The organism is Streptomyces sp. NPDC025618 (assembly GCF_055558795.1).
This window is the reverse complement of record NZ_JBVHLW010000003.1, coordinates 119,220-140,770: the sequence shown is the minus strand read 5'-3', so window position 1 is coordinate 140,770 and position 21,551 is coordinate 119,220. Positions and strand designations below refer to the sequence as shown.

The following is a 21,551-nucleotide window of genomic DNA, read 5'->3' as shown; positions in this document are numbered from 1 at the left end:
GCCCAACTACCCCGAATCTAACGGGCACCACTGACAACGGCCGGGCGCGGCCGATGCGGCACGGGCCTCAGCTGAACTGCTTCGGGCACCCCGCGCCGCTCTCCGGGAGGTATTTCCCGGCCCATCGCCCCAGCTCCTTGAGCGCCGGCTCCAGCGCCGCGCCCGCCTCCGTCAGCCGGTACGCCACGCGCAGCGGCGGGCCCGCGTGCACCTCCCGTACGAGCAGCCCGGCCGCGGCGAGCTGGGTGAGCCGGTCCGACAGCATGCGCTCGCTGATGCCCGGGATCGCCCGCCGCAGGTCCGCGAAGTGGACCGGGCCCTGCAGGAGCGTGGCGACGATCAGCCCCGTCCAGCGCTTGCCGAACAACTCGAAGACCCGCGTCATGCCCTCGTCGACGCTCTTGCACGCCTCTTCACCACGGTCCGCCATGCGTCCAGGGTACTGCGTTCCCCATCGTCCCTATAGAAAAGTAAGTCCCTGTGTTATTAATAGTTGCATACGGAACTACACCCCGTGGCTCCGCCCCGTCGGCGTCACGCCCGTCATCAGGAGAAACCCCATGGCCACGCTGCTGCACCTCGACTCCTCCGCCCTCCCGCAGGGCTCCCACTCCCGCGACGTCACCGCCGCCTTCCGCAAGGCGTGGGAGGAGCAGCACCCCGACGGCACGGTCATCTACCGCGACCTCTCCGCGAACCCGCTGCCGCACATCACCGCCGACGGCATCCAGGCCCTCTTCGCCGCCCCGGAGGCGCGCACCGAGGAGCAGGCGGCCGCCTTCGCGCTGCGCACCGAACTGGCCGAGGAGCTGGAGCGCGCCGACGCCGTGCTGATCGGCGCCCCCATGTACAACTTCTCGATCCCCTCCAGCCTCAAGGCATGGCTGGACCACGTGATCATCATGGGCCGCACGGCCGGTGTGGAGACGCCCTCGGCCGCCGGTACGCCGACCACCGTCGTCGCCTCCCGCGGCGGTTCCTACGCGCCGGGCACCCCGCGCGAGGACGCCGAGTTCGTGACGACCTACCTGGGCAAGGTCCTGGGTGACATGCTCGGCCTGGACGTCGACTTCATCGTCCCCGAGCTGACCCTGGCCCGCTCCGTGCCCGCCATGGCCGCACTCGTCGACAAGGCCGACGCCTCCCGTGCCCAGGCACACGAGGACGCCGCCCTCAAGGGCAAGGCGACAGCCGCGCGCTTCACGGCCTGACACCCCGGGCATATGCCGGGAGTCCCCCGGACGCCCGCCCCGACAACATCTGGCCGAAATCGACCGTTCGCCGCGTCATGCCTGGTCATGAGTGACCAGGCAGACGCAATCCCTCCGCACTGACGGAATCTTTAGCCGAATCCAGGCTTTTAGCTAAGCCTAAAGGTGGCATTCTCTTCCTCAGAGGACTTCATGAGCCGCCGACGGCGGCCGAGGAAGTGGCCGTCGGCACCTCGGTCGGCGCCACGATTCTGGGGGGTAGCCATGGCCTGGCGCCACGGTACGGAGCGCAGCCGCTATGCCGATCTGGCGGGGGCCCGCGCGGCACGGCACGCCACAGCCTCGCTCGCGGGCCTCGTCGCGGAACGGGGCATGTCCCGCAAGGAGTTGGCCGACCGCATGGGCGTCTCGCCCGGGAGAGTCAGCCAAATCCTGTCGGGTGACGAGAATCTGACACTCCGTTCCCTGGCGGCGGTCGCCGAAGCCCTGGACGTGAGCATGGAGATCTCGTTCTGCGAGCGGCCCGCCGCCGAGCACCGAGAGCCGCTGGAGACCGTGCGACCGGAGACCACGGACCGGCTGCGCCCCTTAACTCCGTCCCACCACTGAACCGCACACCTCGTGCCGCAGAGCGAGAAGCACCTTGTCGTCGCTGCGCTTGCCGTACGCGTGTGCCAGATCGAGCAGATACGTGCAGAGGTGCTCGGCCTCGCCGAACGCCCTCCGCGCCTGCCGGATCTCCTCCCGCGTGCGTTCACGCCGCTGTTGCTCGCACAGCTTCTCGATCTTCGTCTCGATGGTGATCCACTTCTGCGCCGCGGTGCGCACGTCCCGATGGCGCTCGCAGATCTCCCGCTTGAGGTGGGTGCGCCCCCTGGCCGTACGCCCCGGGATGTCCACCCGTGTCATCAGGTGCACCTTGACCCGGTCCGCGAAGGCGTCGAGATCCCAGCCGTCGGGAAAGCCGGCCACCATCGCGTGACACCACTCCGCGCGGTCCGTCCGCAGGCGCAGGGCCAGGCTGTTGAGCAGCAGCGAGTCCCCGAGGGTCACGATCGCCATCAGCGGGTGCTCACCGGATTCCCCCGCCTTGCGCTTGGGCACCAGCCCCAGTCCGGCCACGGCGCCCACCGCCGCCGGCGGCACGCTCGACGCGTGCGGCAGCAGCAGCCCGCTGGCCAGGGCCGCCATGCCGGAGGTCCAGATCAGCACGGCGAGCGCCGCCGCGGCCGACCGCGCGGTGCCCAGCAGCCGCCCCTCAGCGCGGAAGCGCCAGATCAGACAAACCCAGGTCACAGGCGCGCAGACAGCGGCGGGCAGCACCCACTCCGACAGCACGGACGACTGGCCCCACGCCACAGCGTCCCCCATTCCGGTTGCAGACGAGGCTCCCCGCGACACCGGACTCGACGCCCTTCACACAGAGCCCCAGCGCGATCACGGAATGATGTTCCCACTGCCATCGCTACCGTGTGCAGCGATTCCGGCCAAGACTTCGCTCAGGACCCCACAAATCCAGCCATGGTCCGAACAACGACTGGACAAGAGCGCAACAAAACGAAACGGACCCCTCCGTGTGACTTACGTCACTTCGGAGAGGTCCGTTTCGCTACCTCATGGTGCGCGAGGGGGGAGTTGAACCCCCACGCCCTTTCGGGCACTGGAACCTGAATCCAGCGCGTCTGCCTATTCCGCCACCCGCGCATGGGTGTTGTCTTCAACCTTCCCGCACCGCCCTCGGACTTTCCGTCCGGTTCTTGCGCGTTCGCCTTCCGACATCGAGAACATTAGCACGGTGTGGCGGGTGTCTTCACACTCGTTCCTGGTGGGCGGCCGGGGGCGGCCCCGGAGCAGCCCCGGACCCCGCGTGACCTGCCGGGGGCACGGAACGTGCGCGAAGGGGAGGAGCGGGACGGAACCGGAGGTCGCCGACGCCGCCGGAAGGTCATCCGGAAGGTCATCCGAACCCCGCCGGACCGGCGGGACGGCGGGCACCCCACCGGTTGCGGGACACTGGCTCGCGGCCGCCTCTACGATCCCTAGTGAAGGCGGCACCGGAGCACCGGGTGAAGGCGACACTCGTCACTCCTGGCGCCGAAGGGGAACCAGCCGTTTTCCCGACGCGTGGATACGATCAGTAAGCAGTATCAGGAACGACACTGAGCATCAGGAACGTCACTGAGGGAAGGAGGTGCCCCGTGGGAGTACTGAAGCGCTTCGAGCAGCGACTCGAGGGTCTCGTGAACGGCACCTTCGCCAAGGTGTTCAAGTCCGAGGTGCAGCCGGTGGAGATCGCGGGCGCGCTCCAGCGCGAGTGCGACAACAACGCCACCATCTGGAACCGCGACCGCACCGTCGTCCCCAACGACTTCATCGTGGAGCTGAGCGCTCCGGACTTCGAGCGCCTCAGCCCGTACTCCGGCCAGCTGGGCGACGAGCTCTCCGGCATGGTCCGCGACTACGCCAAGCAGCAGCGCTACACCTTCATGGGGACCATCAAGGTCCACCTGGAGAAGGCCGACGACCTCGACACCGGGCTGTACCGGGTGCGCAGCCGCACCCTCGCCGCCAGTGAGTCGCAGGACCCGCAGGCCCAGCGCCCGGCCGCGCCCCGCTCCGGCGGCGGCAGCGGTCCCGTCACCCACGGTGCCGGCTATCCGGCGCCGCCCTCGGGGCTGCCGCCCATGCCCGCGGGCCCGCCGCCCGGCGGCGCCGGGCGGGCACCGCGCACCGCCGCGCCCGGCCCCTCGGCCGCCCCGGCGTCCGGCGGCCAGACCCGGCGCTGGATCGAGATCAACGGCACGCGGCACCAGATCTCACGCCCCACCCTCGTGCTGGGCCGCAGTACCGAAGCGGACGTACGGATCGACGACCCCGGCGTCTCCCGCCGGCACTGCGAGATCCGGGTCGGCACCCCCGCGACGATCCAGGATCTGGGGTCGACCAACGGCATCGTGGTGGACGGACAACACACCACGCGCGCTACGCTCCGCGACGGCTCACGCATCGTCGTGGGCAGCACCACCATCGTTTATCGGCAAGCCGAAGGGTGAAGCGGGGGCAATGTCAGAGCTGACCCTCACGGTCATGCGGTTGGGTTTCCTCGCCGTCTTGTGGCTGTTCGTCATCGTGGCCGTCCAGGTCATCCGCAGTGACCTCTTCGGCACGCGGGTCACCCAGCGCGGCTCCCGCCGCGGCGGCCCGGAGCGGCAGACTCAGCGCGCGCAGCAGCAGACCGCACCGCCGCAGCAGCGCCAGCAGCAGGGCGGCGGCCGGCGTGCCGACCGCGGCCGCCGCGGCGCGCCCACCAAGCTCGTGGTCTCGGAAGGCTCCCTGACCGGCACCACGGTGGCCCTCCAGGGCCAGACCATCTCGCTCGGCCGCGCCCACGACTCCACGATCGTGCTGGACGACGACTACGCCTCCAGCAGGCATGCCAGGATCTATCCGGACCGCGACGGCCAGTGGATCGTCGAGGACCTCGGTTCGACCAACGGCACCTATCTCGACCGGACCAGACTGACCACCCCGACCCCGATCCCGCTCGGCGCGCCGATCCGCATCGGCAAGACCGTCATCGAGCTGCGGAAGTAGTAGGACCATGACGACCGGAGGGTGGGCAGCGTGTCTGGGAAGGGGCTGTACCCGGAGCCGACGGGCGAGGTGCGCATGAGTCTGTCACTGCGTTTCGCCGCCGGATCGCACAAGGGCATGATCCGGGAGGGCAACGAGGACTCCGGTTACGCCGGCCCCCGCCTGCTCGCCATCGCCGACGGCATGGGCGGCCAGGCCGCGGGCGAGGTCGCCTCCTCCGAGGTGATCTCCACCCTGGTCACGCTCGACGACGACGTCCCGGGCCCCGACATCCTCACCTCCCTCGGCACGGCCGTGCAGCGCGCCAACGACCAGCTGCGGCTCATGGTCGAGGAGGACCCGCAGCTGGAGGGCATGGGCACCACGCTCACCGCCCTGCTGTGGACCGGGCAGCGGCTCGGCCTCGTCCACGTCGGCGACTCCCGCGCGTATCTCCTGCGCGACGGCGTGCTCACCCAGATCACCCAGGACCACACCTGGGTGCAGCGGCTCGTCGACGAGGGCCGGATCACCGAGGAAGAGGCCACCACCCACCCGCAGCGCTCCCTGCTGATGCGCGCGCTGGGCAGCGGCGACCACGTGGAGCCCGACCTCTCCATCCGGGAGGTCCGGGCCGGGGACCGCTATCTCATCTGCTCCGACGGTCTGTCCGGCGTCGTCAGCCACCAGACGATGGAGGAGACGCTCGCCAGCTACCAGGGCCCGCACGAGACCATCCAGGAGCTGATCCAGCTCGCGCTGCGCGGCGGCGGTCCGGACAACATCACCTGCATCGTCGCCGACGTCCTCGACGTCGACGGCGGTGACACCCTGGCCGGCCAGCTCAACGACACCCCGGTGATCGTCGGCGCGGTGGCCGAGAACCAGCTCCAGCTGGGCGACGACGGCGCCCTGCACACCCCGGCCGGGCGGGCCGCCGAGCACGCCCGCGCCAACCGTCCCGTGCCTCCGCAGGGCGGCGGCTTCGGCCCGCCAGGCAGCGGCGAGGCGGACATGGGCGGGACGCCGGACGGCTCCTTCGGCGCCTTCATGGACGAGGAGTACGTCAAGCCCGTCCGCCGCGGCAGGTGGATCAAGCGGTCCCTGATCGTGGCGGTGGTGCTCGGCGTCGTCGCCGGTGGCCTCTACGGCGGCTACGGCTGGACCCAGACGCAGTACTTCGTGGGTGCCAAGGACAACGACCACGTGGCCGTCTACCAGGGCATCAACCAGAAGCTGGCCTGGGTCAGCCTGAGCAAGCTCTATCAGGACCACCCCGAGATCGAACTCAAGTACCTCCCGGTCGACCAGCGCGGCCGTGTCCAGGACACCATCGCGCTCGACGGCCGCGACAAGGCCGTGCAGAAGGTCAAGGACCTCGGCCTGCTCGCCGGCGCGTGCAAGAAGGAAGACGAGCGGCACAAGGCCGAGGAGCAGGCGCGGGAGAAGGAGAAGCAGAGCGGCGAGCGGGCCGGCGGCGCGGTGGGCGAGACCCCCAAGGACCCGAAGGCCGACGCCAAGCCGGGCTCCCAGACCACCCCCACGACGGCGCCCACACCCGCCCCGGGCCCCACCCTCAGCGAGGAAGAGCAGAAGTTGGTCCCGCAGTGCAGCACGCAGCAGTGAAGCCGTAGGGGGCCATCAACTCATGTCAGCCATGTCATCCATGCCGGGTACCAGCAACACCACCACGATCAGCACGGTCGGCCCGCCCAGCAGGCGCAACACCGAACTGGCGCTGCTCGCCTTCGCGGTGCTCATCCCCTGCTTCGCGTACGCCAACGTGGGCCTCGCCCTCAGCGGTGAGATGCCCTCGGGCATGCTCGGCTACGGCCTGGGCCTCGGCCTGCTCGCCGGCGTCGGCCACCTCGTCATCCGCAAGTACGCCAAGTACGCGGACCCGCTGCTGCTGCCGATGGCCACCCTGCTCAACGGGCTCGGCCTCGTCCTGATCTGGCGGCTCGACCAGTCGCCGCGACTGGCCAACCTCGCCAAGAACCAGGGGTTCAAGTACGCGGCGTCGGCGCCCAACCAGCTGATGTACTCGGCGCTGGGCATCGCGTTCTTCGTCGCCGTGGTGATCTTCCTCAAGGACCACCGCATCCTCCAGCGCTACACCTACATCTCGATGGCGGCCGCGCTGGCCCTGCTGATCGCCCCGATCTTCTTCCCCGCCAAGTTCGGCGCGCGGATCTGGATCACGCTGCCGGGTCTGGGCTCGCTCCAGCCCGGTGAGTTCGCGAAGATCATCCTGGCGATCTTCTTCGCCGGCTATCTGATGGTGAAGCGCGACGCCCTGGCCCTGGCCAGCCGCCGCTTCATGGGGCTCTATCTGCCACGCGGCCGTGACCTCGGCCCGATCCTGGCCGTCTGGGCGTTCAGCATCCTGATCCTCGTCTTCGAGACGGACCTCGGTACCTCGCTGCTGTTCTTCGGCATGTTCGTCGTGATGCTCTACGTCGCGACCGAGCGCACCAGCTGGATCGTCTTCGGCCTGCTGATGTCCGCGGCCGGCGCCGTCGGCGTCGCCTCCTTCGAACCGCACGTCCAGGCCCGTGTGAACGCCTGGCTGGATCCGTTCGGCGGCTGGGGCAAGTCCGCGGCCAGTGAGCAGATCTCGCAGGCGCTGATGGCCTTCGGCTCCGGCGGCGTCTTCGGCTCGGGCTGGGGCCAGGGCTACTCCGACCTCATCGGCTTCGCCGCCAACTCCGACTTCATCCTCGGCACCGTCGGCGAGGAGCTCGGCCTCGCGGGCACCATGGCGATCCTGATGATCTACGCGATCATCGTGGAGCGCGGTGTGCGCACGGCCCTGGCCGCGCGTGACCCCTTCGGCAAGCTGCTCGCGTGCGGCCTGTCGGCGGCCTTCGGCATCCAGGTCTTCGTCGTCGCGGGCGGTGTCATGGGCCTCATCCCGCTGACCGGTATGACCATGCCGTTCATGGCCTACGGCGGCTCCTCCGTGCTCGCCAACTGGGCTCTGATCGCCATCCTCATCAAGATCAGCGACACCGCGCGCCGCCCCGCGCCGGCGCCCGCTCCCTCCCCCGACGCCGAGATGACCCAGGTGGTCCGACCGTGAACAAGCCCGTGCGCCGGATCGCGATCTTCTGCGGGCTGCTCGTGCTGGCCCTGCTGCTGCGCGACAACTGGCTCCAGTTCGTCCAGGCGGACGAGCTCAAGACCAACAAGCACAACCACCGCGTCGCGATCGCCCGCTACAGCCAGCCGCGCGGCAACATCATCGTCGACGGCCAGGAAGTGACCGGCTCGGTCGAGACCAACGGCATCGACTACAAGTACAAGCGGACCTACAAGAACGGCGAGATGTGGGCGCCGGTCACCGGCTACACCTCGCAGGTCTTCGGCGCCTCGCAGCTGGAGAACCTCTACGACAAGGTCCTGACCGGCGACGACGACAAGCTGTTCTTCAACCGCACCGTCGACATGATCACGGGCAAGGGCCAGAAGGGCGGCGACGTGATCACCACCCTCAACGCCAAGGCCCAGGAGGCCGCCTTCAAGGGCCTCGACGGCAAGCGCGGCGCCGTCGCCGCCCTCGACCCGCGCACGGGCAAGATCCTGGCCCTGGCGTCCACCCCGTCGTACGACCCGTCGAAGATCGCGGGCGCGAACGACAGCGCGACGTGGACGGCGCTGGAGAAGGACAAGAACCAGCCGATGCTCAACCGGGCGCTGCGGGCCACCTACCCGCCCGGTTCGACGTTCAAGGTCGTCACCGCGGCCGCGGCGCTGGAGAACGGGCTCTACACGGACCCGGACCAGAAGACCCAGACGCCGAACAAGTACATCCTTCCGGACTCCACCACTCCGCTGTCGAACGAGGGCAGCATCCAGTGTGAGAACGCCACGATGCGCGAGGCCCTGCGGATCTCCTGCAACACCGTCTTCGGCAAGATGAGCGCCGACCTCGGCAACGACAAGATGAAGAAGGAAGCGGAGAAGTTCGGCTTCAACAGCGAGACTCTCACGCCCGTGCGCGCCGAGAAGAGCGTCTACCCCAAGGACAACCGGCCGCAGAACGCCATGGACGGCATCGGCCAGGCGTCCAACCGCGCCACCCCGCTCCAGATGGCCATGGTCGTCTCCGCGATCGCCAACAACGGCAAGCTCATGGAGCCGTACATGGTCGACAAGGTGCGCGCCCCGAACCTCAACGTGATCGAGACGCACCAGCCCAAGGAGATGTCGCAGCCGCTCTCCGCGCAGAACGCGCAGAAGATCCAGTCGATGATGGAGACCGTGGTCGAGAAGGGCACCGGCACGAGCGCCCAGATCGACAACGTCACGGTCGGCGGCAAGACCGGCACCGCGCAGCACGGTGTCGACAACAGCGGCAAGCCCTACGCCTGGTTCATCTCCTACGCCAAGACCGACAACGGCTCGCCCGTCGCGGTCGCCGTGGTGGTCGAGGGCGACGACCAGACCGCGCGTGACGACGTCGCCGGTGGCGCGCTCGCCGCGCCGATCGCCAAGAACGTCATGGAGGCCGTACTCAAGACGTCGAAGTGACGCCGCTCACCCCAGCAGCCGTGCGCCGTAGCTGACGGTACCGGTCGTGTATCAGGTGACGGTGGCGCCCGGAAGGGGCGCAGCGTGCCGGGTACGGTAAGCCCGGACAGCACACCGCCGGACCCACGCCGGTGCGGTCAGGAAAACGGAAGGGCTGGAGCTATGGAAGAGCCGCGTCGCCTCGGCGGCCGGTACGAGCTGGGCTCGGTGCTCGGCCGCGGTGGTATGGCCGAGGTCTATCTCGCCCACGACACCCGGCTCGGCCGCACCGTCGCCGTGAAGACGCTGCGGGTGGACCTCGCCCGCGACCCGTCCTTCCAGGCCCGGTTCCGCCGTGAGGCCCAGTCGGCCGCCTCGCTCAACCACCCGTCGATCGTCGCCGTCTACGACACCGGCGAGGACTACGTGGACGGGGTCTCGATCCCGTACATCGTCATGGAGTACGTCGACGGGTCCACCCTGCGCGAGCTGCTGCACTCGGGCCGGAAGCTGCTGCCCGAGCGCTCGCTGGAGATGACCATCGGCGTCCTCCAGGCGCTGGAGTACTCGCACCGGGCCGGCATCGTCCACCGCGACATCAAGCCCGCGAACGTCATGCTGACGCGCACCGGCCAGGTCAAGGTCATGGACTTCGGCATCGCCCGCGCCATGGGTGACTCCGGCATGACGATGACGCAGACCGCGGCCGTCATCGGCACCGCCCAGTACCTCTCCCCGGAGCAGGCCAAGGGCGAGCAGGTCGACGCGCGCTCGGACCTCTACTCCACCGGCTGCCTGCTCTACGAGCTGCTGACCGTGCGGCCCCCGTTCATCGGCGACTCCCCCGTGGCGGTCGCCTATCAGCACGTGCGGGAGGACCCGAACCCGCCGAGCGTCCACGACCCCGAGATCACGCCCGAGATGGACGCGATCGTCCTCAAGGCGCTGACCAAGGACCCGGACTACCGCTATCAGTCGGCCGACGAGATGCGGGCCGACATCGAGGCCGCGCTGGAGGGCCAGCCGGTGGCGGCCGCCGCGGCCGCGTACCGGCCCGCCGGCTACGGCGAGGACCAGCCGACCACCATGCTCCGCCCGCAGGACCACGGCGCCGGACAGACGTCCATGCTGCCGCCGGTGCGCGACGACGACGGGGGCTTCGGCGGTTACGACGACGGCAACGGCCGCCGTCGTGGCGGGGGCGGGAAGAAGAGCAGCCTCTCCACGATCCTGCTGATCATCGCGGGCATCCTGGTGCTCGTCGGCGCGATCTTCATCGGCAAGTCGCTCTTCGGCGGCAACTCCAACAGCTCGCAGGTCAGCGTGCCCAACCTGGTCGGGCAGACGCTCAAGGACGCCCAGCAGCAGGGCGTCAACGGCGACTTCAAGGTCGTCCAGAGCGACTCGAAGCCGTGTGACCAGGACAAGGGCAAGATCTGCGCCCAGGACCCCAAGGACGGCGGCAAGATCGACCGCGGCGGTGAGGTCAAGGTGACCGTCTCGACGGGCGCCGAGCAGGTCGAGGTCCCGGACGTCACGGAGAAGCAGGCCGACAAGGCCCGCCAGATCCTGGAGGACAAGGGCTTCACCGTCGACGTGAAGACGAACGTCACCGACAGCGCTCCCGCGGGCAGTGTCACGGACCAGGACCCCAAGGGCCTCACCAAGGCCGACAAGGGCTCCAAGGTCACGCTCACGGTCGCCGCGGCCCAGCAGGCCAAGCAGGTGCCGTCCGTGGTCGGCCAGGCGTTCGACGCGGCGAGCAAGCAGCTGTCGGACCTCGGCTTCGTGGTGAACAAGCAGGAGGAGGAGTCGGACCAGCCTCCGGGCACCGTCCTCCGGCAGAGCCCCGACGGCAACACCAACGCCAAGCCCGGCTCCACGGTCACCCTGACCGTCGCCAAGGCCAAGGCGAACCAGAAGGCGACCGTGCCCCCGCTGAGCAACCAGAAGCTCAAGGACGCGAAGAAGGCGCTGACGGACGCGGGCCTGAAGGTCGGCAACATCTCCGGCCCGCAGGACGACAACGCGACCGTCATCGCGTCGGCCCCGGCCGCCGGCACCCAGCTCGACAAGAACACCCCGGTGAACCTCTTCACGCTGGCGGGAGTGCCGGGCGGGGCGAACGGTGACACGGGTACGCCGGGCGGCGACACCGGCGGTGACACCGGCTTCATCGGCGGGTTCACCGGCGGACGCCGCCACTGACCTTCTGCGAGAGGTCGCTTTCAAACGCCGGAGGGGCTGGAGATTTTCCAGCCCCTCCGGCGTCTGTGCGGGCGCGGTCGTGTCAGCGCAGTTCCTTCGGCTTCGTCCGCGCGCTGTCGACCTTCTCCGTGCGGTCGAGCTCCGCCCAGACGATGTAGCGGTAGTCCGAGGTGTAGACCGGGGTGCAGGTCGTCAGGGTCAGATAGCGGCCCGGCTTCGTCTTCCCGGACTCCTTCGGCACGGCGTCGAGGACGTCGACGTCGTACTTCGAGGTCTGCTTCAGCTCGGCGTAGACCTTGTAGACGTACCAGACGTCGCGCGTCTCGAAGACGACCGCGTCACCGGTCTTGATCTTGTCGATGTTGTGGAACTTCGCGCCGTGGCCGTCGCGGTGCGCCGCCAGCGTGAAGTTGCCCTGCTTGTCCCAGGGCATCGCGGCCTTCACGGGGTCGCGGTAGAAGCCGGCGACGCCCTCGTTGAGGACGCCGGTGCCGGTGCCGCCCTTGACCAGCACCTCGCCGTTCTTCATCGACGGCACGTGCAGGAAGCCGATGCCGTCCTTGGTGTCGAGGGCGCCCGGCCCCGGCTTGGCCCAGGTGTCGCGCACGTGGTTGCTCTGCCGCTTCGCCTCGCGGTCGGCGAGGACGTTCGTCCACCACAGGGAGTAGACGACGAAGAGGGCCATGAGCACGCCCGCGGTGATCAGCAGTTCGCCGGTCACTCCGACGATGGCGGCGATCCGCCTCCGGGCGGGCATCCGCCGCTGTGGCTCACCGTCATCGTTCCGTGCCACCGCGCCGTACCCCGTTTCGTTCCGCTGTGCCGCTGTTCCGCTGTTCCGCTGTGTGCCGCCGACTCGTTCACTCGACGAGGGCGTCCGGCTTGCCCTTGCTCCGGGGCCGCTCGTCGACCATCTTGCCCCAGACGATCATGCGGTACGTACTGGTGAATTCCGGCGTGCAGGTCGTGAGCGTGAGGTAGCGGCCGGGCCCCGTGAACCCCGAACCCTTGGGTACGGGTGCGATGACCGTGACATTCTCCGGAGACGTCTGCTCCAGGCGGCTGGTCATCTCATAGGTGTAGAAGGTGCTCCGCGTCTCCACGACGATCTTGTCGCCGGGCTTCAGCCGGTTGACGTACCGGAACGGCTCGCCATGGGTGTTGCGATGGCCCGCCAGCGCGAAGTTCCCCTGTTTGTCCCAGGGCATCGCGGTCTTCAGCGGCTTCTCGCCGTAATGGCCGACCATGCCCCGGTCCAGGACCTGGTGCTTGCCGGTGCCCTCGGCGATCGGGGCCTTCACGTCCAGCGTGGGGATGTAGATGATCGCGAAGCCCTCGCCGGGCGAGAACGCCCCCGCGTCCCGGTCCACCCCGGCGCCCTTGTCCCAGGTCTTCTGGAGGTGCTTGGCAGCGCCGCCCGCCTGCTGGTGGGCTATCACGTTCGTCCACCACAGCTGATACGCGACGAACAGCAGCATCAGCGCGCCGGCGGTGATGAACAGCTCGCCCATCAGGCGGCACAGCAGAACGCCGAGGCTCTCCCTGGGCGCCACCCGGGCCGCGGCCGCCGTCCCGGGACTCCGCTGCGCCTTGAGTGATCTGTGCGTCCTACGGGCCTTCTGAGCCTTGTGTGCCGCCTTCCGCCGCTCGGCCCGGCCGCCGGGTCGTACCGCCTGCGCCGGAACCACGGCGTCCACCCTGCGCAACTGAACGGTCGCGTGATCCTCGGGCGGCAGCGGCCGCGATACGGCCCTGGGGGCCGGTTCGGGGCGGAGCGTGGTCACGCCCCGGCCTTGCCCACCACCGGGGCGAGCCCCACGGAGCGCTCCACCGCGTCCTTGTCACCGCACGTCACCAGCCAGTTGGCGAGCATCCGGTGGCCCCACTCGGTGAGCACCGACTCGGGGTGGAACTGGACGCCCTCGACCGGCAGGTCACGGTGGCGCAGGCCCATCGCGATGCCCGACTCCGTCCAGGCCGTGATCTCCAGCTCGTCCGGCCAGTTCTCGCGCTCGACGGCGAGCGAGTGGTAGCGGGTGGCCGTGAAGGGCGAGGGCAGGCCCTGGAAGACGCCGGAGCCGCCGTGCGTCACCAGCGAGGTCTTGCCGTGCAGCAGCTCGGGAGCCCGGCCGACGACACCGCCGTACGCGACGGCCATCGACTGCATGCCCAGGCACACGCCGAAGACCGGTACGCCCGTCGCGGCGCAGTGCCGCACCATGTCGACGCAGACGCCGGCCTGCTCGGGCGCGCCCGGACCGGGCGACAGGAGCACACCGTCGAAGCCGTCCTGGGCGTGGCTCAGTTCGACCTCGTCGTTGCGCAGGACCTCGCATTCGGCGCCGAGTTGATAGAGGTACTGCACGAGGTTGAAGACGAAGCTGTCGTAGTTGTCCACGACGAGGATGCGCGCACTCACCGGTTGACCGCCATTCCGTTGTCGACCGTCACATCGTTGAACGGCAGCAGCGGTTCCGCCCAGGGGAAGACGTACTGGAACAGGACGTAGACGATCGCCAGCACGAGCAGCAGCGAGATCAGTGCCCGCACCCATGCGTTGCCCGGCAGATGCCGCCAGATCCAGCCGTACATGCTGTCCCCACTTGCCGATGACGTAGTCGATACAGGTCGATGGAGTATCGATTTGCAGCACCAGGGTAAGGGTCGCGGGAGAGCCGGGTGGGTCAGCTGAGCAAAGCCTTCGGCTTGCCCTCGGCGACCGGGCGGGTGGCATCCAGGTGGGCCCAGACGATCAGCCGGTGGCTGTGGCCCCACTCGGGTTCGCAGGTGGTAAGGGTGAGATAGCGGCCGGGCTCGCGGTAGCCGGACTCGGCGGGCACGGGGGCGATGACGCCGATGTCGTCGGGGCGGGTCTTGTAGGGGGCGCCGTCGACGAGATAGGTGAACCAGGTCGTGCCGTCGGTCAGCACCACCGCGTCTCCGGAGCGCAGTTCGGGCAGGTCTTTGAAGGGGTCCCCGTAGGTGCGGCGGTGCCCGGCGACCGCGAAGTTGCCCGTCTCGCCGAGCCCGGTGGTCCGGTCGTAGTGCCCGAGGCCCTTCTTGAGGGTCGCGGTGGAGGTGCCCTGGAGGACGGGCTTGGCCCAGCCGGGGCCGAGGCGTGGGATGTACATGACGGCGAAGGCGTCCCCGGGGACGTAGGCGGACGGCCGCCGCGGAACCGTTTCGCCGACACCGCCGCCGCTCTGCCCGCTGTCCGGGGGCTGCGCCGCCGGCCCCGTCGCCCCTCCCGCCGGCTGCTGCCCCGTCGGCCGGCCCGGCTGCCCCGCCGCTGGTCCTGGCTCCTGCCCTGGTGCCTGCCCCGGGGCCTGTCCCGGTGCCCGCGTGCCCGGCCCGCCCGTCGGCCGCTCCGTCGGCGGTGCGGCGGTCGACCAGCGTTCGTGGAGGCGGTCCAGCTCGCCGTCCATCGCGCTGTCCGCCCGCACGCCGGTCCAGTAGAGGACGTACACCACCAGCAGGACGATCAGGGTGCCGATGGTGACGCACAGCTCGCTGAGTGTCCGGACGACGAGTCTCGCGCTCATCGGCCGACCCCCTCCCGGGTTACCCCATGGGCTTGGCGTAGTGGAGATCCACTGTGCCCGAGTAGCCGGGAAGAGTCACCGCGTCGTGCTGGTCGACTTTCCAGCCGAGGCCGTACGCCGTCACGTACTGCAGGTAGTTCTGGATCGCGGGCGAACTGTCCAGGGCCTTGCGCAGGGCGCCGCGGTCGCCGACGGCGGTCACCTTGTACGGCGGGGAGTAGACGCGGCCCTGGAGGATGAGGGTGTTGCCGACGCAGCGGACCGCGCTGGTGGAGATCAGCCGCTGGTCCATGACCTGGATGCCCTTGGCGCCGCCCTGCCACAGGGCGTTGACCACGGCCTGGAGGTCCTGCTGATGGATGACCAGGTCGTTCGGCTGCGGGTCGGGGACGCCGGGGATCCGCGGGGTGGCGTTGGGCGGCGCGTCGGTGAGGGTGACCGAGAGGCCCGCGCCCTGGATCTTGCTGGTGCCCGCGTCCGCTTCCAGATCGGCGAGCTTCTTGTTCTCGGCGGCGCTGTTGCCGTTGTCGCGCCGGGCGAGGGCGTCGACCTGCGAGCGCATGCCCGCGGCGCTGTCGTCCAGGTCGGCGTTCTTGCGGCTGCGTTCCTGGATGAGGTCGGACAGCCGGAGCATCGAGTCGTCGGTGCGGATGTTGGTGCCGTGCGCGGTGTTGAAGCTTGTCCAGAAGATGAGGCCAGCGAGCGCGAAGACCCCGCCGGTCAGCAGCCGCGCCGGCCGGAATCGCCGGGAAGGCGTGCTGGTGGAGTCCGCAGAATTGCTCAACGTACCCTTATCCTCTCCGACGCCGCGGAAGCACTACGCTAACGGACGCCCGGGGGAAGGGAGCGTTCCCGGCGCTTCCCGACTCGGCGGCCAGCCCTTGTATCCCCAGCGCGGTCACGCAGCGCATCGACAGGAGAGTTCCTCGTGCCGAAGTCACGGATCCGCAAGAAGGACGACTTCACGCCACCGCCGGCGAAGCAGCAACAGAACATCAAGCTGAGCAGCGGCCGCGGCTGGGTCGCCCCGCTGATGCTGGCGATGTTCCTGATCGGTCTGGCGTGGATCGTCATCTTCTATGTGACCAGTGGCGATATGCCGGTCGAGTCGCTGCACAACTGGAACATCGTGGTCGGCTTCGGCTTCATCGCCGCGGGATTCGTCGTCTCCACGCAGTGGAAGTAGCGGTCCGACCGGGCTTCGCGCAAGCCCTGCGGTCGACCTTCCGGGGAGTTATCCACAGCCTCGTCCACAGTGGGGAAAAACTCAGAAGATCTGTGGATAACTTCCCTGGCGTTGACACCGGTGTGACTGATCACCAAGGCGGTGTAGCACGGGTCACAGGGCCCCATCCAGCGGAAACGTAGCTCTGTGCGATGCCGGACAGCTGTTCCCCACGGCATGCACAAGATCCCGCACGCTCTGTGGACAACCCGGCTCACCGGCGCCCCGGCGCCTCCGAGGAAAAGATCACCCGGTGAGCTGAAGCGTCCGGACGGCCACGGCCCCGGCGATCACCAGCAGCGCCAGCCCGCAGGTCGCCCGCTGCACCAGCACGCGCTTGTCCCTCGGGGCGTGCACCAGGCCGTACGCCACGGCGGTGCCCACCACCAGGCCGCCGATGTGCGCCTGCCAGGCGATGTTCGCCCAGGCGAAGGTGAAGATCAGATTGAGCACGAGCAGCGCGACGACGGGCCGCATGTCGTAGTTCAGCCGCCGCATCAGCACGGCCGTCGCGCCCAGCAGGCCGAAGATCGCGCCGGAGGCGCCGAGCGAGGGCTGGGCCGGATCGGCGACCAGATAGGTCAGCGCGGAGCCGCCCAGGCCGGCCAGCAGATAGAGCGTCAGATAGCGGGCGCGGCCGAGCGCCGCCTCCAGCGGGGGGCCGAGCCACCACAGCGAGAGCATGTTGAACGCGATGTGCATCGGCGCCTGATGCAGGAACATCGAGGTCAGCAGGCGGTACCACTGGCCTTCCGCGACACCCTCGACCGGACCGTCGAAGGTCAGCCGGGCTCTGCCGAACAGCTCCAGCGCCTCCACGAGCCGGTCGCCCGCGATCATCACCGCGATCCACAGGGCCACATTGAGGCCGAGGAGGATCTTGGTCACCAGGCGGGGATCGGACGCGTGGGCGCCGCCCGCGATCGTGCGCGGGGCGCCGGCCCGCGGCGGCGCCTCCTGGCCCGCGCTCCCGGCATGGCCGCTCACACACTCCGGGCACTGGAAACCGACCGATGCGCTGACCATGCACTGCGGGCAGATCGGCCGCTCACAGCGGGTGCAGCGGATGCCTGTCTCCCGGTCCGGGTGCCGGTAGCAGCCGAGAGCCTGGTCGTTCATGCGTTCCCCTTGCGCCTGTCACGGGCGGGCCTCGTCGGTGACGTGAGGCCCCGCCCGTCATACGGACGGGCGGGGCACCGGGTTCCCGGAAGCCACGCCTCGTAAGGGTGAGGCCACGACTCGGAAGGTGACGTCAGCCCTTGCGGGACTCGACGACGACCGACTCGATGACGACATCCTCCACCGGGCGGTCGGTGCGCGCGTTGGTCTCGGTGTTGGCGATCGCGTCGACGACCTTGCGCCCGGCGTCGCCGCTGACCTCGCCGAAGATCGTGTGCTTGCCGGTGAGCCAGGTGGTGGGCGAGACCGTGATGAAGAACTGCGAGCCGTTGGTGCCCGGGCCCGCGTTGGCCATGGCCAGCAGATAGGGCTTGGTGAAGGCGAGGTCGGGGTGGAACTCGTCCGTGAAGGTGTAGCCCGGGCCGCCGGTGCCGTTGCCCAGCGGGTCGCCGCCCTGGATCATGAAGCCCTGGATGACGCGGTGGAAGACCGTGCCGTCGTAGAGCTTGTCCGTGGACTTCTGGCCGGTCTGCGGGTTGACCCACTCCCGCTCGCCCTTGGCGAGCTCGACGAAGTTCCGCACCGTCTTGGGCGCGTGGTCCGGCAGCAGCCGGATCTCGATGTCGCCCTGGGTGGTCTTCAGGGTGGCGTACAGCTGCTCGGCCACGTTCTACCTTCCATAAGTCTTCGCCGGACGGCTACCGATCCTTGCACGGACGGCTTCGCGCCGAGTAGCGGACAAACGCCCTCGCGCGGCACGAAATCGTGGCATGGTCGATCGAAGCTCTTCGTGTAACCCGCTGATGCCCTCTCGGTGCTCATTGATGCCTACGGGCGTTCACCGGTGTGCCCGGTGCCGGAGCCCCGCTCGATGACCCGGATGCCCGCTCGCAGGTGCCGGACCGCCCACCGGCAGGCATGATTTTCCACTGGGTGGAAAGGCGACAAAACATAACGCCACCGAGGAGGAGGTTCTCGTGACCCGCAAAGACAGCGTGCGCGCCGCGACCTGCACGGCGAAGGACAGCGTGCGGCACGCCGCGGAAGTGGTGGCGCCCTACGCCGGCACGGCAAGGGACGCCGCCGTGCACTACGCGCACGAAACCCGCACCCGGCTCGCTCCCAAGGTCTCGGCCGCCACGCGGCAGGCGCGCAGCAGCGCGGGCGAGCAGTACCACGCGCACCTGGCCCCGCGCCTGGAGCACGTCCGCGAGTCCCTGCCCCCGAAGGTCGACCAGGCCGCCGCCCGGGCCCGCGCCGCCGCCGAGCCGGTGCGCGACGAGGCCGTCGCCCGGGGCGCCGCGGCCATCGCCGCGCTGCGTGGCCAGGTGTCCGCCGCCGACATCGAGAAGCTGATGGCCAAGCGCGGCCGCCGCGGTCGCGCGGGCCGGGTCGCCAAGCGCTTCGTCCTGCTGGGGCTGCTGGCCACAGGGGCGTACGCCGCCTGGAAGTGGTGGGACAAGCAGGCCAACCCGGACTGGCTGGTGGAGCCGCCCGCCCCGACGGAGGTCTCCGACCGGCACCCGCTGAGCACGGTGGACGGCAGCTCCGGCTCCCTCGACCCCGACGTGCAGGCCAAGCAGGACCGCGAAGACCTCGCGGAGGACGGCATGGAGGAGCGCGACGACCGCCTCTGACCTGGGCCGGTGTCGGCAGCACAGCAGAAAAAGCCGCGAGGCGGGAGACCGATCGGTCTCCCGCCTCGCGGCTTTTTCCCGTGGAGCCTAGGAGAGTCGAACTCCTGACATCCGCCATGCAAAGACGGCGCTCTACCAACTGAGCTAAGGCCCCTTCGCCGCTCAGGATACCCGGTGACGGCCCCCTTTCCCGACCGGGTATCGCCGCGACCCACCACTCTCCGTAGGATGCACCGCAAGATTCGCGGCAGCGAAGCGAAGGGGAGAGCGAGATGGACGCAGCACAGCAGGAAGCCACCGCCCGCGCACGGGAGCTCCAGCGGAGCTGGTACGGAGAGCCCCTGGGGGCGCTGTTCCGCCGTCTCATCGACGATCTCGGCCTCAACCAGGCCCGTCTCGCCTCCGTTCTCGGCCTCTCCGCGCCCATGCTCTCGCAGCTGATGAGCGGTCAGCGGGCGAAGATCGGCAACCCCGCGGTGGTGCAGCGGGTCCAGGCCCTCCAGGAGCTCTCCAGCCAGGTCGCCGACGGCAGCGTGAGCGCCGCCGAGGCCGCCGACCGGATGGAGGAGGTCAAGAAGAGCTCGGGCGGCTCGGTCCTCAACTCCACCCAGACCACGGCCAGCAGCGGCGCCCCGACCGTGCGGCGCGTGGTGCGCGAGATCCAGTCGCTGCTGCGCTCGGTGGCCGGCGCCGGCGACATCATCGACGCCGCGCAGACCCTCGCCCCCACCCACCCCGAACTCGCCGAGTTCCTGCGGGTGTACGGCGCCGGGCGCACCGCCGAGGCGGTCGCCCACTACGAGGCGCACCAGAGCTGACCGACGCGAACGCGATGGGTGAGGTCTTCGCGGGGCGGTACGAGCTGGTCGACCCGATCGGGCGGGGCGGGGTGGGAGCCGTCTGGCGGGCCTGGGACCACCGCAGGCGGCGCTATGTGGCGGCGAAGGTGCTTCAGCAGAGCGATGCCCACACCCTGCTGAGATTCGTCCGCGAGCAGGGTCTGCGCATCGACCACCCCCATGTGCTGGCACCGATGAGCTGGGCGGCGGACGACGACAAGGTGCTGTTCACCATGGACGTGGTGCGCGGCGGCTCGCTGGCCCATCTCATCGGCGACTACGGCCCATTACCGCCGTATTTCGTGTGTCTCGTACTCGACCAGCTGCTGTCCGGCCTGTCGGCGGTGCATACGGAGGGGGTGGTGCACCGGGACATCAAACCGGCCAACGTCCTTTTGGAGGCGACCGGTAGGGGCCGCCCCCATGTGCGGCTCTCCGACTTCGGCATCGCCATGCGCAAGGGCGAGCCGAGGCTGACGGACACCAACTATGTGATGGGCACGCCCGGTTATTTCGCGCCCGAGCAAATGCTGGGTGACGACCCCGACTTCCCCGCGGACCTTTTCGCCGTCGGGCTGATGGCCCTCTACCTCCTCAACGGCCGCAAGCCCGACGCGGAAGCGCTGGTGCGGCGATTCCTGGAACACGGCACACCGACCGCGCCGGAGGGCGTCCCCGAACCGCTCTGGCACGTGCTCGCGGGCCTGCTGCAGCCCGATCCGTGCATGCGGTTCCGTACGGCCACGGGCGCCCGGAAGGCACTGGCCGAGGCCGTTGAGCTGATGGACGGGCCGGGGCCCGACGAGGAACCGATCGAGGTCTTCGACCATCTCGGGCCCCTGCCACCGGGGTTCGGCCCCGAGGGGCCCGAGCCGCGTGGGACGCCCGAGGCACCCGGCCCCCCGGCGACGCCCGGGCTGCCGCCCCGTCAGGCACCCCTTCGAGCACCCGGAACGCCTCCTGAACCGCCCTTCGCGCCCGCCTCTGCCACCACACGGCGTCCCGCGCCCCCGACTGCCCCCGTGGCCCCGCCGACGCCTCCCGTGCCCGTACACCCGCCCGCGCCGGCCTCACGTACGCGCTCCCGGACGGTCGGGCCGCCGCCGGTGAAGGTGGCGGTGCCGGTGCTGGTCGTGGCGCTGCTCTGCCTCGCGGTGGGCATCTGGGCACTGACCGCGGGCTGATTCGCGTTCGCAACCATTTCATTCACTGCCGCAAACACAACAGGGCCCCGGCCGCGTCGGCGGCCGGGGCCCTGCGTCAGGACTCTGTCGTCTTACACACCCGAACCTGCGGGCACGGAGTCGGTCGCCTCCGTCCACAGGTCCTGCTCGGCGCGATCCGCCTGGATCTGGCGGTACACGAGGAGCCCGCCGATGGCGGCCAGTGCGACCAGGAGGAGCTTCTTCACCGCGCGACCTCGTCTTTCCTTGACGTAAGGGGACCTCTGGTGGCCGATGATACACACCGGCCGATACCGATCGGTGACCTGTGCCGGGTCCACTTCTCACACCCGGCGCGGGCCCAACTCCCCCACCACGGAAAACAGATCGGGCCGGACGGAGAATTCTCCGTCCGACCCGATCGTGCGGTGGGGCTAACAGGACTTGAACCTGTGGCCTCTTCCTTATCAGGGAAGCGCTCTAACCGTCTGAGCTATAGCCCCGCGCGACACCGAAAGATTA

General features: G+C 69.5%; 23 protein-coding genes and 3 tRNA genes. 12 read left to right on the top strand and 14 right to left on the bottom strand.

Going from position 1 to position 21,551, the window contains the following annotated elements; translation table 11 throughout:
- Positions 1 to 67: 67 nt before the first annotated feature.
- A complete protein-coding gene (locus tag ACZ4A5_RS04605; protein WP_467578374.1) occupies positions 68 to 430 on the bottom strand; it encodes a winged helix-turn-helix transcriptional regulator in 363 nt (120 codons plus the stop codon).
- A gap of 130 nt (positions 431 to 560) precedes the next feature.
- Here ACZ4A5_RS04605 and ACZ4A5_RS04600 point away from each other — a divergent pair, with 130 nt between their 5' ends.
- On the top strand, positions 561 to 1,211 hold the full coding sequence (locus ACZ4A5_RS04600; protein WP_467578372.1) for an FMN-dependent NADH-azoreductase: 651 nt from the start codon (positions 561 to 563) through the stop codon (positions 1,209 to 1,211).
- 264 nt (positions 1,212 to 1,475) lie between these two features.
- On the top strand, positions 1,476 to 1,820 hold the full coding sequence (locus tag ACZ4A5_RS04595; protein WP_467578370.1) for a helix-turn-helix domain-containing protein: 345 nt from the start codon (positions 1,476 to 1,478) through the stop codon (positions 1,818 to 1,820).
- Here ACZ4A5_RS04595 and ACZ4A5_RS04590 read toward each other — a convergent pair.
- Entirely contained in the window at positions 1,800 to 2,582 is a 783-nt protein-coding gene (locus ACZ4A5_RS04590) for a hypothetical protein (protein WP_467578368.1), read from the bottom strand. The two genes, ACZ4A5_RS04595 and ACZ4A5_RS04590, sit on opposite strands and share 21 nt — an antisense overlap.
- Before the next feature lie 246 nt (positions 2,583 to 2,828).
- A tRNA-Leu gene (locus ACZ4A5_RS04585) sits at positions 2,829 to 2,915 on the bottom strand.
- Between the two features lie 494 nt (positions 2,916 to 3,409).
- On the opposite strand from ACZ4A5_RS04585, the gene ACZ4A5_RS04580 reads away from it, so the two are divergent.
- The 6 genes from ACZ4A5_RS04580 to pknB all read left to right on the top strand — a co-directional run bounded on the left by ACZ4A5_RS04580 (position 3,410) and on the right by pknB (position 11,504).
- The gene (locus ACZ4A5_RS04580; RefSeq protein ID WP_467578366.1) at positions 3,410 to 4,264 is read left to right on the top strand and encodes an FhaA domain-containing protein; all 855 of its coding nucleotides are present in this window, start codon (positions 3,410 to 3,412) and stop codon (positions 4,262 to 4,264) included.
- Positions 4,265 to 4,274: 10 nt separating this feature from the next.
- Complete coding sequence (locus ACZ4A5_RS04575) at positions 4,275 to 4,805, top strand: FHA domain-containing protein FhaB/FipA (RefSeq protein WP_361523977.1); 531 nt, start codon at positions 4,275 to 4,277, stop codon at positions 4,803 to 4,805.
- A 75-nt stretch (positions 4,806 to 4,880) separates the two neighbouring features.
- Positions 4,881 to 6,410 (top strand): PP2C family protein-serine/threonine phosphatase, encoded by a 1,530-nt coding sequence (locus ACZ4A5_RS04570; RefSeq protein ID WP_467578363.1) that lies wholly within the window; start codon positions 4,881 to 4,883, stop codon positions 6,408 to 6,410.
- 40 nt (positions 6,411 to 6,450) lie between these two features.
- A complete protein-coding gene (locus tag ACZ4A5_RS04565) occupies positions 6,451 to 7,866 on the top strand; it encodes an FtsW/RodA/SpoVE family cell cycle protein (RefSeq protein ID WP_467578361.1) in 1,416 nt (471 codons plus the stop codon).
- Positions 7,863 to 9,317, top strand: a complete 1,455-nt coding sequence (locus tag ACZ4A5_RS04560) for a peptidoglycan D,D-transpeptidase FtsI family protein (RefSeq protein WP_467578359.1) — start codon at positions 7,863 to 7,865, stop codon at positions 9,315 to 9,317. The genes ACZ4A5_RS04565 and ACZ4A5_RS04560 overlap by 4 nt, the downstream gene beginning before the upstream one ends.
- Positions 9,318 to 9,479: 162 nt before the next feature.
- Positions 9,480 to 11,504: a Stk1 family PASTA domain-containing Ser/Thr kinase gene (gene pknB / locus ACZ4A5_RS04555; protein ID WP_467578357.1), complete on the top strand. Its 2,025-nt coding sequence runs from the start codon at positions 9,480 to 9,482 to the stop codon at positions 11,502 to 11,504.
- Between the two features lie 82 nt (positions 11,505 to 11,586).
- Here pknB and ACZ4A5_RS04550 read toward each other — a convergent pair whose 3' ends face one another.
- The 6 genes from ACZ4A5_RS04550 to ACZ4A5_RS04525 form a co-directional block, all read right to left on the bottom strand.
- Positions 11,587 to 12,261, bottom strand: a complete 675-nt coding sequence (locus ACZ4A5_RS04550) for a class E sortase (protein WP_467578685.1) — start codon at positions 12,259 to 12,261, stop codon at positions 11,587 to 11,589.
- 103 nt (positions 12,262 to 12,364) lie between these two features.
- Positions 12,365 to 13,015, bottom strand: coding sequence for a class E sortase (locus ACZ4A5_RS04545; RefSeq protein WP_467578355.1), 651 nt, complete (start codon positions 13,013 to 13,015; stop codon positions 12,365 to 12,367).
- Between the two features lie 269 nt (positions 13,016 to 13,284).
- A complete protein-coding gene (locus tag ACZ4A5_RS04540; RefSeq protein ID WP_467578353.1) occupies positions 13,285 to 13,923 on the bottom strand; it encodes an aminodeoxychorismate/anthranilate synthase component II in 639 nt (212 codons plus the stop codon).
- Entirely contained in the window at positions 13,920 to 14,096 is a 177-nt protein-coding gene (locus ACZ4A5_RS04535; protein WP_366002130.1) for a hypothetical protein, read from the bottom strand. The genes ACZ4A5_RS04540 and ACZ4A5_RS04535 overlap by 4 nt, the downstream gene beginning before the upstream one ends.
- Before the next feature lie 92 nt (positions 14,097 to 14,188).
- Complete coding sequence (locus ACZ4A5_RS04530; RefSeq protein ID WP_467578350.1) at positions 14,189 to 15,046, bottom strand: class E sortase; 858 nt, start codon at positions 15,044 to 15,046, stop codon at positions 14,189 to 14,191.
- Positions 15,047 to 15,065: 19 nt separating this feature from the next.
- A complete protein-coding gene (locus ACZ4A5_RS04525; RefSeq protein ID WP_467578348.1) occupies positions 15,066 to 15,830 on the bottom strand; it encodes a DUF881 domain-containing protein in 765 nt (254 codons plus the stop codon).
- A gap of 144 nt (positions 15,831 to 15,974) precedes the next feature.
- Here ACZ4A5_RS04525 and crgA point away from each other — a divergent pair, with 144 nt between their 5' ends.
- The gene (gene crgA / locus ACZ4A5_RS04520; protein WP_361524004.1) at positions 15,975 to 16,232 is read left to right on the top strand and encodes a cell division protein CrgA; all 258 of its coding nucleotides are present in this window, start codon (positions 15,975 to 15,977) and stop codon (positions 16,230 to 16,232) included.
- A 285-nt stretch (positions 16,233 to 16,517) separates the two neighbouring features.
- Here crgA and ACZ4A5_RS04515 read toward each other — a convergent pair whose 3' ends face one another.
- Both ACZ4A5_RS04515 and ACZ4A5_RS04510 read right to left on the bottom strand, forming a co-directional pair.
- Positions 16,518 to 17,390, bottom strand: a complete 873-nt coding sequence (locus ACZ4A5_RS04515) for a rhomboid family intramembrane serine protease (protein WP_467578346.1) — start codon at positions 17,388 to 17,390, stop codon at positions 16,518 to 16,520.
- A gap of 133 nt (positions 17,391 to 17,523) precedes the next feature.
- On the bottom strand, positions 17,524 to 18,057 hold the full coding sequence (locus ACZ4A5_RS04510; protein ID WP_467578344.1) for a peptidylprolyl isomerase: 534 nt from the start codon (positions 18,055 to 18,057) through the stop codon (positions 17,524 to 17,526).
- A gap of 310 nt (positions 18,058 to 18,367) precedes the next feature.
- Between ACZ4A5_RS04510 and ACZ4A5_RS04505 the strand changes: the two genes are divergently transcribed.
- The gene (locus ACZ4A5_RS04505) at positions 18,368 to 19,027 is read left to right on the top strand and encodes a DUF5324 family protein (RefSeq protein WP_467578342.1); all 660 of its coding nucleotides are present in this window, start codon (positions 18,368 to 18,370) and stop codon (positions 19,025 to 19,027) included.
- A gap of 81 nt (positions 19,028 to 19,108) precedes the next feature.
- Here the strand turns inward: ACZ4A5_RS04505 and ACZ4A5_RS04500 are convergent.
- Positions 19,109 to 19,181: transfer RNA gene (locus tag ACZ4A5_RS04500), tRNA-Ala, on the bottom strand.
- A 118-nt stretch (positions 19,182 to 19,299) separates the two neighbouring features.
- Here ACZ4A5_RS04500 and ACZ4A5_RS04495 point away from each other — a divergent pair.
- Complete coding sequence (locus tag ACZ4A5_RS04495; RefSeq protein WP_301894166.1) at positions 19,300 to 19,845, top strand: helix-turn-helix domain-containing protein; 546 nt, start codon at positions 19,300 to 19,302, stop codon at positions 19,843 to 19,845.
- 14 nt (positions 19,846 to 19,859) lie between these two features.
- Complete coding sequence (locus tag ACZ4A5_RS04490; RefSeq protein ID WP_467578339.1) at positions 19,860 to 21,050, top strand: serine/threonine-protein kinase; 1,191 nt, start codon at positions 19,860 to 19,862, stop codon at positions 21,048 to 21,050.
- Positions 21,051 to 21,142: 92 nt separating this feature from the next.
- On the opposite strand, the gene ACZ4A5_RS04485 is transcribed toward ACZ4A5_RS04490, so the two are convergent.
- Both ACZ4A5_RS04485 and ACZ4A5_RS04480 read right to left on the bottom strand, forming a co-directional pair.
- Positions 21,143 to 21,277 (bottom strand): DLW-39 family protein, encoded by a 135-nt coding sequence (locus tag ACZ4A5_RS04485; protein ID WP_003958712.1) that lies wholly within the window; start codon positions 21,275 to 21,277, stop codon positions 21,143 to 21,145.
- Between the two features lie 181 nt (positions 21,278 to 21,458).
- Positions 21,459 to 21,532, bottom strand: a tRNA-Ile gene (locus tag ACZ4A5_RS04480).
- Between the last annotated feature and the right edge of the window lie 19 nt (positions 21,533 to 21,551).